The organism is Oceanobacillus luteolus, assembly GCF_023715655.1.
In the GTDB taxonomy this organism is placed as follows: Bacteria; Bacillota; Bacilli; order Bacillales; family Amphibacillaceae; genus Oceanobacillus; species Oceanobacillus luteolus.
On record NZ_JAMBON010000018.1, the window covers coordinates 15884 to 31839 of the forward strand.

14 protein-coding genes are annotated in these 15956 nt (G+C 40.3%); 3 read left to right on the plus strand and 11 right to left on the minus strand.

From position 1 onward, the window contains the following. Positions 1–11 precede the first annotated feature (11 nt). The 3 genes from M3210_RS11565 to M3210_RS11575 are packed head-to-tail and all read right to left on the minus strand — an operon-like array spanning position 12 to position 3920. Positions 12–1505, minus strand: a complete 1494-nt coding sequence (locus M3210_RS11565; protein WP_251514499.1) for an aldehyde dehydrogenase family protein — start codon at positions 1503–1505, stop codon at positions 12–14. 42 nt (positions 1506–1547) lie between these two features. Then, positions 1548–2720 (minus strand): LL-diaminopimelate aminotransferase, encoded by a 1173-nt coding sequence (locus M3210_RS11570; protein WP_251514575.1) that lies wholly within the window; start codon positions 2718–2720, stop codon positions 1548–1550. Positions 2721–2759: 39 nt separating this feature from the next. Continuing rightward, complete coding sequence (locus M3210_RS11575; RefSeq protein ID WP_251514502.1) at positions 2760–3920, minus strand: NAD(P)/FAD-dependent oxidoreductase; 1161 nt, start codon at positions 3918–3920, stop codon at positions 2760–2762. A gap of 168 nt (positions 3921–4088) precedes the next feature. Between M3210_RS11575 and M3210_RS11580 the strand changes: the two genes are divergently transcribed. The 3 genes from M3210_RS11580 (at position 4089) to M3210_RS11590 (ending at position 8045) form a co-directional block, all read left to right on the plus strand. Then, positions 4089–5267, plus strand: coding sequence for a CdaR family transcriptional regulator (locus M3210_RS11580; protein WP_251514504.1), 1179 nt, complete (start codon positions 4089–4091; stop codon positions 5265–5267). Positions 5268–5570: 303 nt separating this feature from the next. After that, positions 5571–6533 (plus strand): ornithine cyclodeaminase family protein, encoded by a 963-nt coding sequence (locus M3210_RS11585; protein ID WP_251514506.1) that lies wholly within the window; start codon positions 5571–5573, stop codon positions 6531–6533. Between the two features lie 51 nt (positions 6534–6584). Then, positions 6585–8045: a sodium/proline symporter gene (locus M3210_RS11590; protein WP_251514508.1), complete on the plus strand. Its 1461-nt coding sequence runs from the start codon at positions 6585–6587 to the stop codon at positions 8043–8045. A gap of 91 nt (positions 8046–8136) precedes the next feature. On the opposite strand, the gene M3210_RS11595 is transcribed toward M3210_RS11590, so the two are convergent. From M3210_RS11595 to M3210_RS11630, 8 genes are all read right to left on the minus strand, one after another. After that, positions 8137–8742, minus strand: a complete 606-nt coding sequence (locus M3210_RS11595) for a short chain dehydrogenase (protein WP_251514511.1) — start codon at positions 8740–8742, stop codon at positions 8137–8139. A gap of 69 nt (positions 8743–8811) precedes the next feature. Then, a complete protein-coding gene (locus tag M3210_RS11600; protein ID WP_251514513.1) occupies positions 8812–9837 on the minus strand; it encodes an Ldh family oxidoreductase in 1026 nt (341 codons plus the stop codon). An 11-nt stretch (positions 9838–9848) separates the two neighbouring features. Then, complete coding sequence (locus tag M3210_RS11605; RefSeq protein WP_251514516.1) at positions 9849–10628, minus strand: IclR family transcriptional regulator; 780 nt, start codon at positions 10626–10628, stop codon at positions 9849–9851. A gap of 16 nt (positions 10629–10644) precedes the next feature. Then, positions 10645–11982 (minus strand): hypothetical protein, encoded by a 1338-nt coding sequence (locus tag M3210_RS11610; protein ID WP_251514518.1) that lies wholly within the window; start codon positions 11980–11982, stop codon positions 10645–10647. Positions 11983–12081: 99 nt separating this feature from the next. Further along, on the minus strand, positions 12082–12486 hold the full coding sequence (locus M3210_RS11615; RefSeq protein WP_251514520.1) for a PaaI family thioesterase: 405 nt from the start codon (positions 12484–12486) through the stop codon (positions 12082–12084). A 2-nt stretch (positions 12487–12488) separates the two neighbouring features. Next, positions 12489–13478, minus strand: a complete 990-nt coding sequence (locus M3210_RS11620; RefSeq protein WP_251514522.1) for an NAD(P)-dependent oxidoreductase — start codon at positions 13476–13478, stop codon at positions 12489–12491. A 110-nt stretch (positions 13479–13588) separates the two neighbouring features. Further along, entirely contained in the window at positions 13589–14788 is a 1200-nt protein-coding gene (locus M3210_RS11625) for a thiolase family protein (protein WP_251514525.1), read from the minus strand. Then, positions 14785–15951: an acyl-CoA dehydrogenase family protein gene (locus M3210_RS11630; protein WP_251514527.1), complete on the minus strand. Its 1167-nt coding sequence runs from the start codon at positions 15949–15951 to the stop codon at positions 14785–14787. The genes M3210_RS11625 and M3210_RS11630 overlap by 4 nt, the downstream gene beginning before the upstream one ends. Between the last annotated feature and the right edge of the window lie 5 nt (positions 15952–15956).

Genomic DNA, 15956 nt, shown 5'->3' on the forward strand with positions numbered 1-15956 from the left:
CGTTGCTTTATTTACTCCACATCAATCTGCGCACGTTGCAACTTCCCACTAAAATCAACATATACCGCTTTCCATTCTGTATAAACGTCTAGTGCCTGGACACCAGAATCTCTGTGGCCATTTCCAGTACCTTTGCTGCCTCCGAACGGTAAATGGATTTCCGCACCAGTCGTACCTGCATTAATGTAGACAATTCCTGTATCTAGATCGCGTTGAGCTTTAAATACTCGATTCACATCTTTTGTAAAAATGGAGCTAGATAACCCATAAGATACGCTATTATTCACTTTAATCGCTTCTTCAAAACTTCCCACTGGAATCAAAGATACGACCGGACCAAAAATTTCTTCCTGGGCAATCCGCATATCCGACTTGGCATCGGTAAACAGGGTCGGAGCAAAATAATTTCCATCTTTCATTTCGCCTTCGTTTAAAACATATCCGCCGGCGAGTAATTTTGCTCCTTCATCTTTCCCAATCTCAATATAACGATTGATTTTTTCGATACTGGATTTGTTGATGATTGGTCCAACCTTAATACTTTCATCCAAACCATTACCGACGGTTAGTTGTTCCATTGCAGTAAGCAGTTTTTGCTCTAACTTTTCTTTCACGGACTCATGGACGATGACACGGCTACATGCGGTACATCTTTGCCCACTCGTTCCGAACGCACTCCAGACTATGCCTTCCACCGCTAAATCCAAATCCGCATCTTCCATTACAATTACCGCGTTTTTCCCGCCCATTTCCAAGGATACTTTCTTTAAGTGTCTTCCACATTCCGCCGCAATGTTTCTTCCTGTCTCATTGGAACCGGTAAATGAAATAACACGGATATCTTCATGCTGCACCATGGCATCACCAACTTCTTGCCCAGATCCGAACACAACGTTCACAATCCCCTTAGGCAAGCCAGCTTCTTCAAAGATTTTCGCCAGTTCATAAGCCATAATTGGTGTTTCCGTTGCCGGTTTCCAAATGACTGCATTACCTGCGACAATTGCCGGGAAGGACTTCCAAGTAGCGATTGCGATTGGGAAATTCCAAGGTGTAATGAGTCCCACCACTCCTACTGGCACTCGCTGACTCATCGCAAATTTGTCTTTTAATTCAGCTGGAGTCGTTTGTCCGAATAGACGACGTCCTTCTCCCGCCATATAAAATGCCATATCAATTCCTTCTTGCACTTCACCACGAGCTTCTTCAATGACTTTGCCATTTTCCATCGTCAATAGTTTAGATAATCGTTCTTTATTTTCTTTCAATAGATAACCGACGCGATATAAGACTTCCGCGCGTTGTGGCGCCGGAACGAGAGCCCATTCTTTTTGTGCTGCTTTTGCTGCTTGGACCGCTTGATCAACCGTTTCTTTTGTAGATAATGGAACTTGAACAATTTCTTCTCCTGTGGCAGGGTTAATTACCGCTGTGGACTTTTCTGCTGGAACCCATTCTCCACCAATAAGGTTTGCTAAGTTTTTTGTATCTAGTACCGTTGCCATATTAATTTCTCCCCTTCTAAAATATTTTATATGTTATATAGATTATTTCGCTTCAGGCTTTCGTAAATCCTTTAATCTGCGAATAACTTCATCCAAACGATCTTCCGTTACAGATAATGAAAATCTTACATATCCCTCGCCATAGGAACCAAATGCTGTCCCAGGAGTGACAATAATTCCGGCTTCTTCTAATAGTAAGTTGCTGTATGATGCAGAAGTAAATCCAGCAGGTACTTGTGCCCAAATAAAAATGGTACCTCTTGGCCTTTCGCATGTCAGCCCAATCTCATTCAATGATTGATAAAGCTTCTCCATCCGGCTTGCAAACACATTATTATTTGCTCTCACCGCTTGAAGATCACTCCGTAATGCTGCAGCTGCGGCTTTTTGTATCGGTATAAATTGGCTTGTATCGATATTACTCTTTAATGTTGCCACGGCTTTGATTACATCTTTATTGCCAACGATAAATCCAATACGCCAGCCCGTCATATTAAAACTTTTCGATAACGAGCCCAATTCCACCGCAACATCTTTTGCACCTTCCACTTGTAAAATGCTAGGTGCCTTATAATCGTCAAACGTAACTAGATTGTAAGCAGAATCATTTACAGCAATGATGTTATTCTTCCGTGCAAATTCAACCGCCTGTTCGAATGTCTCCAACTCTATAGTCGCGGCTGTTGGATTGCTCGGATAATTGAGGAATAAGAGTTTAGCATCTTTCCTCTCTTCATCCGCAAGCTTTTCATAATCTGGTACATAACCATTTTCATGTACTAGTGGGATGGCGACACTCTTCCCACCGGCTAAATGTACCCCCATTTTGTATACAGGATAACCGGGATCAGGTAATAGTACTGTGTCACCTTCATTGATCACTGCCTGGATTACATGAACAATCCCCTCTTTGGAACCGACTAACGTCAATACTTCTGTTTCCGGGTCAAGCTCGACACCATAATGTTTGTGATAAAAATCTGCCACTGCCTGTCTAAATTCTAATGTTCCGTTATAGTTGGAGTAACGATGATTGGCTGGCCTTTTTGCCTCGTCTACGAGAATGTCATAAATAAATTCTGGAGTCGGCAGGTCTGGTGCACCAATTCCTAAGTCAATAACATCTACGCCCTTCTCTTCTAAATCCTTTTTCTTCTTTTGAAACTCGGAAAATACATATTCCGGCATGTTTTTGACGATATCGGAAATATACATTTGCACTGGCTCTCCCCTCTAGTAAAGGTAAGATTTTCATTAAACAACGGCACCCTCTATAATTAATTGATTTGTAGAGAACCGCTCAAAACAGAACGGGCTTAAATCCAATGTCTCATAACGTCCTTTTCGGATGAGCTCGGATAATCCTTTTCCAACTGCTGGTGCTTGTTGCATTCCATGCCCGCTAAATCCGACTGCCATATAATATCCACTAAGTTCTGGATGTTCACCGACGATCGCGTTTTGGTCTTTCGTATTATGACTATACATTCCAGCCCAGCCTCCGACAATTTTTGCTTGTTCGAAGTTCTTAACGCGATGTCCTAAGACCGGCCATAATTGCTCCATGAAAAAGTCACGGCTCCATTTAAAATCAATACCAGGCTTAACTTTTTCAGAGAAACCGGATATAATCGAGCTTCCTTCATGACGAAAATAGACACCTGTTGGATCTACCGTTAAAGGCAACTCTCTTACTAAAGGTTCCGCAGTATCAAATTGGATGATTTGTCTTTTCAATGGAACCACCGGAATCGGAAAACCAGATGCTTCGCTTAATATTGGAGCCCATGGCCCTGCGCTATTAATGACAATCGGTGCTTGATAAACCTCTCCATTTTTCAACTTTACACCCGTCGCTTTCCCAGCCTCTTGTAAAATGGTTTCTACCTCTTCATAAATGTACTCTCCTCCCAATTGCTTCGTTTTACGCACGTAACCTTGCATCACCGAATAGGGATCGAGATAGCCATCATCCTTGCAATATAGTCCACCATCCAGATCGTCTATGTTTAATTCCGGTATAATCTTCAGCAACTCATTTCTACTAAGTAATTCAGAGTTTGCTCCATTCGCTACTTGCATTGCATGTTGTTCTTTCAGTTCTTCAATATTCTTTGAAAGAAAGAGATAACCACGTTGTTTGAAATCAATTTCCGCTTTATCCGAACCAACTGCCATGTCTTCAGGAAAGGTCAAATATTTTTGAATACTATATCTACTTACTTGTACATTAATCGCTGTTGTGAATAAATGCCTTATCCCTCCGGCACTGCGCGGTGTCGATGCAAATTCATACGTTCGATCTTTTTCAAAAATGGTGACTTCCCCTTCAAATCCATCACTCAATAGATTGTATGCAATACTCGAGCCAATAACTCCACCGCCGACAATAATCATATCTGTCTGTTTAACCATCTCGACCACCTCCAACTAACATATTCCGTCTCTACTTCATTTATATATCTGGAAATTTTAAATATCTATAGACAAAGTATACAAAATATTATAGATTTTTAAATAACACTAATAATTCAATAAGTAGTATATAACATGGATCAGCGAAAATATTAGGAGGAATGAGTGATGGATGGTTTAGTGCAACTTGCACAAAGAGTCGTTGATGGAGTTTCGGATATCTTACCCTTTCCGATTAGTTTAAGCGATGAGAAAGGTTATATCATCGGATCTACTTTACCGGACCGGATCGGCAAGCTACATCCGCCGTCAATTGAAGTGTTACATAAGAATGAGATGATCGAGTATGATGAGGATAATATTAAAGACATTCATAATGTTCTTCCAGGTGTAGCTGCGCCTCTCGTATTGGATAATAAAACTTTAGGAGTTCTGGGAATAATTGGGCCACCTGTACAAGTAAAGCCATATACGCATTTAGTGAAAAAATACGTGGAATTGACATGGCAAGAAACCATTCAAAAACAAACAAAAGATTTCAGAACAAAAACTCTTGAAACCTTTGCCCAATATATCTTGTTAAATGACAATGTGAATAAAGAAAAAATAAAACAATATTGCAGCTTATTTCACCTTGATTATGATGTAAAGCGCTTTTGTATCCTCATCGATATCGGTAATTCGCTATTGTCTAATATAAACAGCAACTTTCAAATCGATATATTCAAAGAGGAATTATTAAGAATGGTATGTGAGGTATTTGAATGTAAAGAAAATTTCTTAGGCACTTTTTTAAACACAGAGAAGATAATTTTGTTGAAACCAGTAAATAGTGAACTCGAATACACTTCCTCTTTAAAGAGATTTCATGACAAAGGGAAGAAATTGATTGAATCGCTCCACTCCTTACAAATTCACGATGTCTCTATCGCAGCAGGTAATATTTGCAGTTCACTGGAAGATGTTCATCATTCTTATGTTGAAGCAGAACGATTGATTGAACACGGAGAAAGTCTTAGCATCAACCCAAAGATTTACAGTTATCATGATTGGAATCTCGTATCCAATATACTTCCTAAACAGATTAGTAATGATTTTCTTGGTAAAATTACATTCCAACTCCATAGTTTTATAGAACATGAAAATTATGCCGAACTTGCGAATACTTTCATTACTTATTGTGAATCAGGATTGAATGTCAGTAAGACAGCTCAAAAACTATACCTCCATCGAAATACGTTAATTTATCGTCTGAAAAAGATTGAAGAAATTACATCGCTTAACATAAAGTCTTTTCAGCATTGTGTTGTATTGTATGTGGCATTGAAACAAGATTCCAATCTTTAAAATAAACATTTTTTCTTCATCCAAAATATAGGATTTCCTTCTAAATTTGTAAGTGATGTTGGGATGACTCTCCTATCGTAAATACAGTAAGCGTTTTCATTATTTTGTTATGCAATATGCATAATCGATAAAATCCTATTACTTATTGCTTTGAGCACATGTGAAGGTGCATACTCTGTCATTTTTTCCGTCAATAGCCTAATTTTTTATGCGGATTGCCTATAGACTTCCATTCATACAGCGATAATAATGTAGTTAATATTAAAAATATTCATTTAACCGCAGACGATTGGAGGTGTATTTGTGTTATTTCTGAATGAAAGTCAAATTCGGGAATCCTTGACGATGGAAGAAGCAATTGATGCCATTGATAGTGCATACCAACTGTACGAAACAAAAGAGTTCCAAATGCCGACAAGGATGAAATTAACAGACGATCCCAACGCACTCATCATCATGCCTTGCTTGACAGATGCTGCAATCGGCACAAAGTTAGTCACATCGTTCCCAAGCAATAAACAGTTGCCGACACTTCACGGATTAGTAGTGTTGAACAGCAGTGAGACAGGAGAAATTCAAGCAATAATGGATGGATCTTTTATAACTGGATTCCGTACAGGAGCAATTGGCGGATCGGCCATCCGGCATCTGGCACCTAAAGAAGCTAAGAAAATTGCAATCATCGGAACAGGAGTTCAAGGTCTATACCAAGCGATTGCAGCTTGTGCTGTACGGCCGATTACCGATATTTATCTATACAATCGAACAACAGAAAAACTGGACTCGTTTATCGATGCTTTTCAAAGTTGGGATTCTTCACCAATTACTATTCATAAAACAAATCATGCAGAGGAAGCAGCTGTAAACGCTGATATCATCATTACAGCTACGACTTCGAACACTCCAGTCTTACCTGAAGATCCTGAAATTTTCGCTGGAAAATTAATTGTCGCCATCGGCTCGTTTCTGCCTTCTATGAGAGAACTTCCTGATGTACTTTATTCCATGACAGACCAAATATTCATTGATTCCCATGATGCGTTAGTGGAATCTGGCGATTTGATCACTCCTTTAGAAAATCATTGGTTCCAAAAAGAGCAAATCCAAACAATATCATCATTTATCCAACAAGGGACTGTTCCTAAATACCAGTCTGACAAAAGTATTATTTTCAAATCAACTGGTATGGCCCTTTTCGATGTCATTGTTGCACAAGCTATTTATAAAAAAGCAATGCAAAAAGAAATTGGTACCCACTTAGGTTAACACAAATAAGTTGAACCATAGATTTTAAAAATTATCGGATGGAGGATCATAATGAATACAATTTTAGTAGTATTTATTTTATACGGTCTCGTCGTGGTCGGTATTGGGTATTATTTTTCTCGGCAAGTACAATCACAATCAGACTTTATCTTAGGCGGTAAGAGACTCCCAGGATGGGCACTCGCATTTTCTGAACGGGCGACAGGTGAATCGGCTTGGTTATTGCTCGGCTATACAGGTTTTGTATTTATGACAGGCTTGTCAGGTATTTGGGTAGCCGTAGGGATTGCAATCGGAATTATCTTTGCCTGGGTTTTCCTTGCGAAGATATTTATGAGAGAAACCCAAAAACACAATGTATTGACCCTTACAGATTTATTAGCTGTTCGCTTTGGGCAAAAGGCAAACCTAATTCGCTGGTTGGCAAGTATCTTAATATCCGGGTTCCTCATCTTTTATGTAGGCGCCCAAATAGCCGGTGCCGGAAAAATGTTCCTATCAGCCCTTAATATACCGATGTCATACGGTGTTATCTTAGCTGCTATCATTATTATATTCACTACTTTTTCAGCTGGTTTTATCTCGATTGTTTGGACAGACATTATTCAATCGATATTAATGTTAGTCACATTAGTAGGCTTGCCGATTGTGGCATTGGTGTATATCTTTACGAATGATCTTTCTATCGTCCAATCCGTTCAAGCAGCAGGTGATACGCATAACGCATGGTTTGGAGGTTTAACTGGGTTTGCTATTGGTGTACTATTCTTTAATAACTTTTCATGGTTCTTTGGCTTTTTAGGTGGACAACCTCAGCTTAGTTCACGGTTTATGGCATTGAAAAATGACAAAGAAGCAAAACAAGGAACAATCGTTGCTACAATTTGGACCATACTCGCTTATGGAGGGGCATTCATGATTGGGATTACAGCGATTACGATGTATGACCAAGGCTCCTTTACTGACGTAGAAACCATCCTTCCAACAATGACCATGCAATTATTTCCAACATGGCTAGCGGGAATCCTATTAGCTGGAGTTCTGGCGGCGATTATCTCAACCGCCAACTCGCAACTCTTAGTTATTACTAGTTCTGTAACGGAAGATATTTTAAATAAGACATTAAAAGTGAACTTGACACAAAAACAATTCGTGTGGCTATCCCGTCTATGCGTATTGATCTTTGGGATTATCGGGTTAGTTATCGCAGTTGTATCAGATTCTTTAGTGTATCTTGTTGTTAGTTGGGCTTGGGCAGGCGTGGGATGTACCTTATCACCGGCAATTCTGATGACATTTTTCTGGAAACGTTATTCCAGCGCTGGAGTAATTGCTACGATACTATCAGGAATCATTTTTACAATCCTATGGATCAGTACACCTTTAGAAGCAATCATCACATCCCGTTTTTCCACCTTTTTCATCGCTGCTATCTTCGGAATTGTGTTCAGTTTGATCTTCCCGGATAAAGAGGAAGCGGAAAAGGCAGATAATGTGCAGGGTGCACTTTAAGGTTTACTCCGTAATAATGTCCAAACCTATTGCAAATAGGTTTGGACATTATTTTTCAGCTAGCCAAAGTGGTAGAAAACTAAACTCCTTTTTAATATACACGGTAGCATTGACCGGTTTGTGCTCCATAAATACTCTTCTTATATGCCAAAGAAACACGTTTAGATGATACCGGTTCATAGCCAACAAATAATGAACCATATTTTTCGAATGATTCCTCCAACACGTTTGGGCTCACCGTATTAATACGAATCCCTCTCGGCATTTCAATCGCTGCTGATTTAACAAAAGCTGCGATACCGCCACTTGCCATTGCCGCAGATGCACCAGTCACTAAAGGATCATCCATTGTAATTCCTGTCGTTAGAGTAATACTTCCTTTATCACGAATATAATTCAAACCGAGAAGCACTAAATTGATTTGTCCCAGAAGCTTATTATTTACAGTGAATTGATTTTGTTCCGGTGTCATTTCTTCCACTAACCCAAAATGAGTCGAACCTGCAGTAGAGATCAATGCATCAATCTTTCCTACTTGTCCAAACATCGCTTTAATACTTTCAGTAGATGATATGTCGACGGTTACATCTGAGTTTTTCCGACTTGCCCTAATGATTTCAACACTATGCACGCCCTGCAATGCCTCGACGACAGCTTTACCAATTGTACCGCTTGCTCCTACAACTAAAATCCTCATTCACTTGCCTCCCTAAATATCACCTAACATTTATTATATTGTAATAGAATAATAACCTACTTTTGGCGGCTAAATCGAAACATCATATTTAGTACCTAATGCCCTCAGTTCCTCATACAGAGCCGTAGAAAGCGTCAGACCTTCCCTTTCATGTTTTTCTCGATTCATTTCCTCGATATCCCCAGGCATATAAACCTGTTCATATCCATCTGCGGGGGTACTTTTTACAGTCTGTTCGATTCGCTCATCCATTCTGCTTTTAAATGTTTCAATTTCGATAAAACATTCTGGATCGATTGCCATAAATAGATGACCCAGCCTTTGTGGCTCTTTATCATCATACATCCGCGGAATATCCTTTCCGAATAAGGCACCAGTCATGACACCAGACATAATATCGATCATCATGGCAAGCCCAGATCCTTTTGGTCCTAAAGGAAGCAGATAACCTTTTAGTGCTTCATGGGGATCTGTCGTATCCTTTCCTTCCTTCGTAATCGCCCAGCCAGTCGGAATCTCTTCTCCATCCTTGGCGGCCAAGTTGATTTTTCCACGGGCGACGTTGCTTGTTGCCATATCGAGAACGACGGGATGACGATTTGTTGGAATAGCAATAGAAAGAGGATTCGTCCCGAGCGTTGGTTCATTGGATCCCCAGGAAACCATAATTGGAGTCGTGTTGCACATGGCAATTCCAATACAATTCTCCTTAGCAGCCATTTTCGTAAAATAGGAGGCTGTTCCAAAGTGGTTCGAATTTGTTACACCAATTGTTGCGGTGCCATACTTTTTTGCTTTTTTCACTGCTTCCTGCATAGCAATTTTACCCGCATATTGCCCCCATCCATTATTCGCATCGTATAATGCCGTCGTTTCTGTTTCTCTTAAAATCTCCATTTTCGTATTACTGTTTATGGTAGCTTCTTTCAATCTCTGCAAATAAAGGCTGAGTCTAGTTACTCCGTGTGAATCTACTCCTATCGTATTCGCGTCTACTAAACTATCAGCAATAACTTCCGCTTCCTCGATTGGTACGGAATTTCTCTCCAATATTTCCTTACAAAATTTTTTCAGGTCGTCCACAGCAATTTTCATATATCCTTCTCCTAACTAAAATTACGGCTGATAACCCCTCTATAACCTAACTCACTCCATATATCTTTCACTGTATGTTCTAATTTGCTCAGGATAAATTCTTCCCGTTCTTTGGAATGATCAATATAAGGAATACTCACTCCTATTGCAGCAACCATTTTTCCATCATGGTCATATATCGGATAAGACATTCCAATCGTGGCTTGGTAATGCTCCGAATAACTGATGGAATAGCCGCGTTCCCTGATTTTTTCAATTTCCTCTTTTATCTTTTCTTTTTGGATCAATGTATTAGGTGTAAACTGTTTGAATTCAACATGATCTAAATACTCTTCTATCTCTTCATCGCTTAACCCGGTTAATAGCATCTTAGGTGCCGATCCCGCATACAGAGGGGCGCGTGCACCGACTTTCACGACTAAGCGTACTGGCTTTGAGCTGTTGACCGTCTCTACATAAACAGCCTTATACCCCTCCATAATAGTAAGATGGACCAACTCATCAATTTCTTCATTCAATTTATTCATATGTGATCGGGCAACTTTACTATATTCAAGCTGTTCACTAACGGCTTTACCATACTCTAAAAGTTTCAACGACATACGATACGTCACATCATGGCTCGACTTTCGGTCTTTGATCAACAATCCTGCTTCTTCTAAACCACCAGCCAGTCGGAAAACAGTCGTTTTTGGCATTTGTGCAATTTCAGCCAATTCATTGATTGTCATGACTGGTCTTTCTAAAAAACAATCTAGTATTTGAATTGCTTTCACTAAACTCCTACTCAACATGAACCACCTCTAATTACAATTGGTTTAACAATAGAACATAACCGAGCGCCGCTATAAATATGACGAGAAAGTATTTTCCGTTCCAGATTACTCCCACTTTTACACCATTTGTCCGTACACAGGAGCTGATGATGATATTCAAAGCGTTCAATGGACTGAGTGTAGATGAAAACATCCAGGAGAAGATGCACATGAAAGCTGCTGCAAACAAAGTGACATCGACTTCTGGTACGAGAAGTAAAGGGAAAATAATCGGTATCGAAATAATTTGATGAATGCCAAGCAGCGCCAACATCGTAATAAATAAAACTACAAATAATGCGACTAATAATACCGACCATTGGGACGCCCATATAATCGCACTTCCCAAACTGGAAGTGATCGGTGTATGCATTAATGCATTCCCAAACAATCCCGCACTCAGAAACAGTGAGATTTCCATATTGGAATTGGAAGTGATACTGTCCTTATATCGAAGCATCTCTCCCTTTATCCAGCCCCATTTATTTCGAACGAGCGTCCACAGAAGTGGAATGAATACACAATTCATGCTTACCAATAAAAGCATCGGCAGTTTCGTCAAAAACTCTAAAACTATCAAAAGCAAGACTAAAAAAAGTACAAATAAAATGAGAAGCAAATAATCCCGTCGATTATCTTGTTCCATTTCAAATACAGGCTCTTCTCTTGTCGCTGCTATTTCATTTTTTTCTGGACGGAATAAAATGATTGCCGCAAACACCATAATCAGGGAAAATATAATTCCGATTGGCATGTAAGTCACATAGGGCATATTTGCCATCGATATAACTATTCCGACAGAAGCGAAAAATGGCGACCATAAAACAGCTGGTGTAAATCCACCAACGTAGGCATGAGATAATAGTTTCGGCACCATTGGAGTCTTGCCTACAAATCCATGAACGACCCGAATGGCCCCCATATTCAAAATCGGAGCAAGCATCATCATAAAGCTACTTACCCCAAAAAATGACTTGCGGGGATCTTCTTTCCATTCATCGAGCTTGGCAACGACAGTCTTGATTACCCCTTCTCCCTCAAGCGGGAAGGAAATCATTGGAGCTAATAAGATAATAGATAATAGCGCCAAGTTCTGTGTAATGCCATCGACTAACTCCAACCCTGTGTTACCGTAAAGATAATGAATGACAACACCAGCTGTAAATAAAAAGCCGGTAAAAACTTTGTTTTTCTTGCCGAGCCTACGAAAAGCCAGTAAAAATGCTGTCAAACAGGTTAGAATGTACAATATATTGACTACATCATGTTCAACGAGTGACTGTGTAATATAGAAAAAACACATCAGCATAATCATGATAAAATGAAACATGGATCAACCAGCTTTCTCTTTTCACAAAAACATTTTACCTTCTTATAAAATAGAATTAGTGTCGATATTTTCCACCTTATATAATAGGAAGAAACAGAATCATGACCACGATGAATCAGTCTTCACCACGCGGAAAGTCCCTGTAGAATGGGCAAGTTGATTATCGTTTTCATCCACTAATACAGCTTCCATTAATGCAGTGGACCGGTTTTGATGAATCGTGTTTCCGATAGCATAAACCGTCCCTTCACGGACAGCTTTTAAAAAATGGACATTCATTTCCAGCGTAATGACTTCATCAAAACCAAGTGAACGTGCAGAAAATCCCATTGCCGTATCTAAGATCGTTGCATATATTCCGCCATGCACCGATTCCCTCACATTCATGAACGAAGATTTGATTGGGAGCTTCAATGTCACACTGCCAGCCTCCACCTTTTCCAATTCCAGGCCGATAAACTTCCAAAAGTTACTTTCCTCAAAATCCCTTATGATTTGCTGCATTCTTATCCCTCCACGGTGGAGAGGGCATCTAAATTTACAATCGTATCTACCTTTTCCCCTTCCACTGCTTTAATCAAATTCGCTGCTACTGTTTTACTCGTCTCTCTAGCTGCTTCTAAACTGATGCCTCCCATATGCGGAGTCTTAACGATTTCATCGATTCCTATGAATGGGTGATCCGGTGGTGCCGGTTCTTCACGAAAAACGTCTACACCAGCGGCACGGAATTTTTTAGACTTTAGTGCCTCAACCATATCTCTTTCATTAATAATTCCGCCACGTGCCGTATTGATCAGTACCGCATCTTCCTTCATCAGATTGAAGTAGTATGCATCGACTAAGCCGTCTGTTTTATCGTTTAATGGAATATGCAGACTAATAACATCACTTTCCCGGAATATTTTCTCCATATCAGTTGTAAGCTCCACACCAATGGAGGCCGCAATTTCACGTCTTTCATCAGGGATTCTCCGTACATAAGCCTGCACATCCATTCGAAAGCCATATTTCATTATTTTCGCCACTTCCTGCGCGATGGATCCAAACCCTACCAGTCCAAGCTTCTTCCCGTACAATTCCGATGTGAACTTCCCATCACGGTAGGAGTAGTTTCCTTTTTCCATTTCATTGTGGAATTTCACTGTATTTTTCATAACTGCAAGAATGAGGCTGACAGCATGTTCTGCTGTCGCTGTTGTATTAATTTTCGGTGCATGCAAAATGCGGATTCCTTTCTTTGTCGCGTAATCCACATCAATGTTATCCAAACCGACACCTGCTCCAGATATGGCCTTTACATTGCTGCATGCATCTAAGATGGCTGGAGTAATCCGTGCTGGTGCTCGAAGAATAATCCCGTCGACATAAGTCGATTGTAAAAAAGTAATAATCTCTTGTTCATCAAATTCATCAAATCTAGTCACGTTTGAGCTAGATTGTAAGACCGCTTCTCCATCTTTATGATACATAGGGAGAATTTGTAAAATGTGCATACACTGACCTCCTCAATATTCTTCAAATAAGTGGAATGCCCTTCCTTTGAATGATTAACAATTTAAAGATAGATGGTGATTCGATACGAACCACCATCTATGTTGAGCTTTTAAGTTTCTTTTCTATCCAAGTATTCAATAACCGTGGAAATCCCCTGGCCTCCACCAATACATAGTGTTACGAGACCGTATTTTTCTCCTCTACGTTCCATTTCATGGAGCAATTTCGTCATAAGAATAGCACCAGTCGCACCGATTGGATGGCCAAGTGCAATAGCTCCACCATTGACGTTTACTTTATCCAGATCCATCTCCGCTTCTCTGATTACAGAAAGTGCCTGAGCGGCGAATGCTTCGTTTAATTCAATGAGACCAATGTCTTTGATTGACAGGCCAGCTTGTTTTAACGCCTTACGAGTTGATTCCACAGGGCCGATTCCCATGATTTCTGGAGAAACTCCGCTGGTAGCCTGACCAATGATCTTTGCTTTCGGCTTCAAGCCATATTCATTAAGCTTATCCTGATTCATCATTAACACTACAGAGGCACCGTCATTTCTTCCACTAGCATTACCTGGCGTTACCGTTCCATTCTCTTTAAATACTGCTGGAAGTGTTGCCAGTTTTTCTGGTGAAGTTAAGAAAGGATGTTCATCGGTATCAAATGTAATTGTTTTTTTCCTTTCTTTTACTTCGAACGGCACAATTTCTTTCTCAAATCGGCCAGACTTGATGGCTTCATCAGCAAGCAGCTGGCTTCGATGTGCAAATTCATCCTGTTCTTCTCTCGAGATATTGTATTTTTCCGCTAGGTTTTCAGCTGTCAGTCCCATAGTTAAATTTCCGTATTTCTCTATTGGCTGTGAGCACGGCTGACTCTCCGTGTTCGGATCGAGCAATACACCATTTCCAGCACGATAACCAAAACGGGCATTTCTTAAATAATAAGGTGCTGTACTCATGCTTTCTGCTCCACCTGCAATGACGACGTCAGATAGACCGAGCTTAATTTGCATATCGGCATTGTTAATTGCCTGCAATCCAGAACCACATTGGCGGTGGACTGTATAAGCGCTGACATCTACAGGCAAATCAGCACGTAACGCAGCCAAGCGTGCAAGGTTGGATGTATCTGCACTTTGTTTCGCCTGACCGAGAATGACTTCATCCACCTTAATATCAGAACCATTCCGCTCCATCAATTCGCGTATGACACTCTCAGCTAAATAATCAACGGTGACATCTTTTAATGTACCACCCATTTTACCAATTGCGGTCCGCACCGAACCGACAATGTAGGATTCATTCATTTAACTGCAGCTCCTTTTTTCATTTCACGCTTTAATTCATTAGCAATAATATTTTTCTGAATTTCTGATGTACCTTCGTAAATTTTCGTGATTCGGGCGTCACGGAAGTAACGTTCGATCGGATAATCCCTCATGTAGCCAATACCACCATGGATTTGTACAGCAAGATCTGCTACTTTATTGTATACTTCAGATCCGTAGAGCTTTGCGATTGCCGCATCTTTAACGACACGCTGCCCTTGATCTGTCATCCATGCAACTTTGTATGTCAATGCTTCTAGTGCTGCAATCTCTTTTGCGATTTCTGCAAGCATATGCTGTACTGCCTGGATATCAACAATTGGTTGCCCAAATTGCTGACGCTCATGAGCATATTCCAAGGAATGCTCCAACAGACGTTTACTTGATCCAAGATTTCGTGCAGCAAGCCCCGCACGTCCGTTGGCAAGAATTTTCAATGCATTAATATATCCTTGCCCTTCTTCTCCAAGGACGTTTTCAGCAGGTACTTCCATATCTTCAAAGAATAGTTCTGCCGAATGTGAACCACGAAGTCCCATTTTTTCTTCTACATTTCCGAGAACGAAGCCTGGAAAGTCCTTCTCAACGATGAATGACGTAATTCCTCTTGCTCCTTTAGACGGATCGGTAACAGCCATTACTGTAAAAACATGAGCATCCACTGCGTTTGTAATATAGTGCTTCGAGCCGTTAATAATGTATTTGTCACCTTTTTTCACAGCAGTTGTTTTCATATTGGCAGCGTTAGAACCAGCACTAGGCTCTGTCAGGGCAAAGGCTGCAATCCATTCACCTGTAGCCATTTTCGGCAAGTACTTTTGTTTTTGTTCCTCGGTGCCAAGCTCGACAATCCCGACTGTACCAATTCCTGTATGTGCCCCAATTAACGTTGTGTAGCCGTTATGTGTTTTTCCCAATTCCTCGTAGATCGCACATTTCCCAACCATATTAAGCCCGAGTCCACCATATTCTTCAGGAATTCCTAAGCTGAAAAGCCCCATCTCCTTGGATGCTTCCACAATATGCTCTGGGATTTCATTTTTCTCCTCAATTTCCATCGCAATTGGTTCTACTTGCTCCCGGACGAACTTTCTTACATTCTGTCTAAGAAATTCAATATCTTCCGAAAAATTAAAGTCCATGTCAA

Excerpts from the sequence above, each read along its gene's own strand:
- M3210_RS11575 (WP_251514502.1), bottom strand. The coding sequence starts at position 3,920 with ATGGTTAAACAGACAGATATGATTATTGTCGGCGGTGGAGTTATTGGC.
- M3210_RS11595 (WP_251514511.1), bottom strand. The coding sequence starts at position 8,742 with ATGAGGATTTTAGTTGTAGGAGCAAGCGGTACAATTGGTAAAGCTGTC.
- M3210_RS11630 (WP_251514527.1), bottom strand. The coding sequence starts at position 15,951 with ATGGACTTTAATTTTTCGGAAGATATTGAATTTCTTAGACAGAATGTA.
- M3210_RS11570 (WP_251514575.1), bottom strand. The coding sequence starts at position 2,720 with ATGTATATTTCCGATATCGTCAAAAACATGCCGGAATATGTATTTTCC.
- M3210_RS11580 (WP_251514504.1), top strand. The coding sequence starts at position 4,089 with ATGGATGGTTTAGTGCAACTTGCACAAAGAGTCGTTGATGGAGTTTCG.
- M3210_RS11620 (WP_251514522.1), bottom strand. The coding sequence starts at position 13,478 with ATGCACATTTTACAAATTCTCCCTATGTATCATAAAGATGGAGAAGCG.
- M3210_RS11615 (WP_251514520.1), bottom strand. The coding sequence starts at position 12,486 with ATGCAGCAAATCATAAGGGATTTTGAGGAAAGTAACTTTTGGAAGTTT.
- M3210_RS11600 (WP_251514513.1), bottom strand. The coding sequence starts at position 9,837 with ATGAAAATTGCTGTGGACGACCTGAAAAAATTTTGTAAGGAAATATTG.
- M3210_RS11610 (WP_251514518.1), bottom strand. The coding sequence starts at position 11,982 with ATGTTTCATTTTATCATGATTATGCTGATGTGTTTTTTCTATATTACA.
- M3210_RS11565 (WP_251514499.1), bottom strand. The coding sequence starts at position 1,505 with ATGGCAACGGTACTAGATACAAAAAACTTAGCAAACCTTATTGGTGGA.
- M3210_RS11625 (WP_251514525.1), bottom strand. The coding sequence starts at position 14,788 with ATGAATGAATCCTACATTGTCGGTTCGGTGCGGACCGCAATTGGTAAA.
- M3210_RS11590 (WP_251514508.1), top strand. The coding sequence starts at position 6,585 with ATGAATACAATTTTAGTAGTATTTATTTTATACGGTCTCGTCGTGGTC.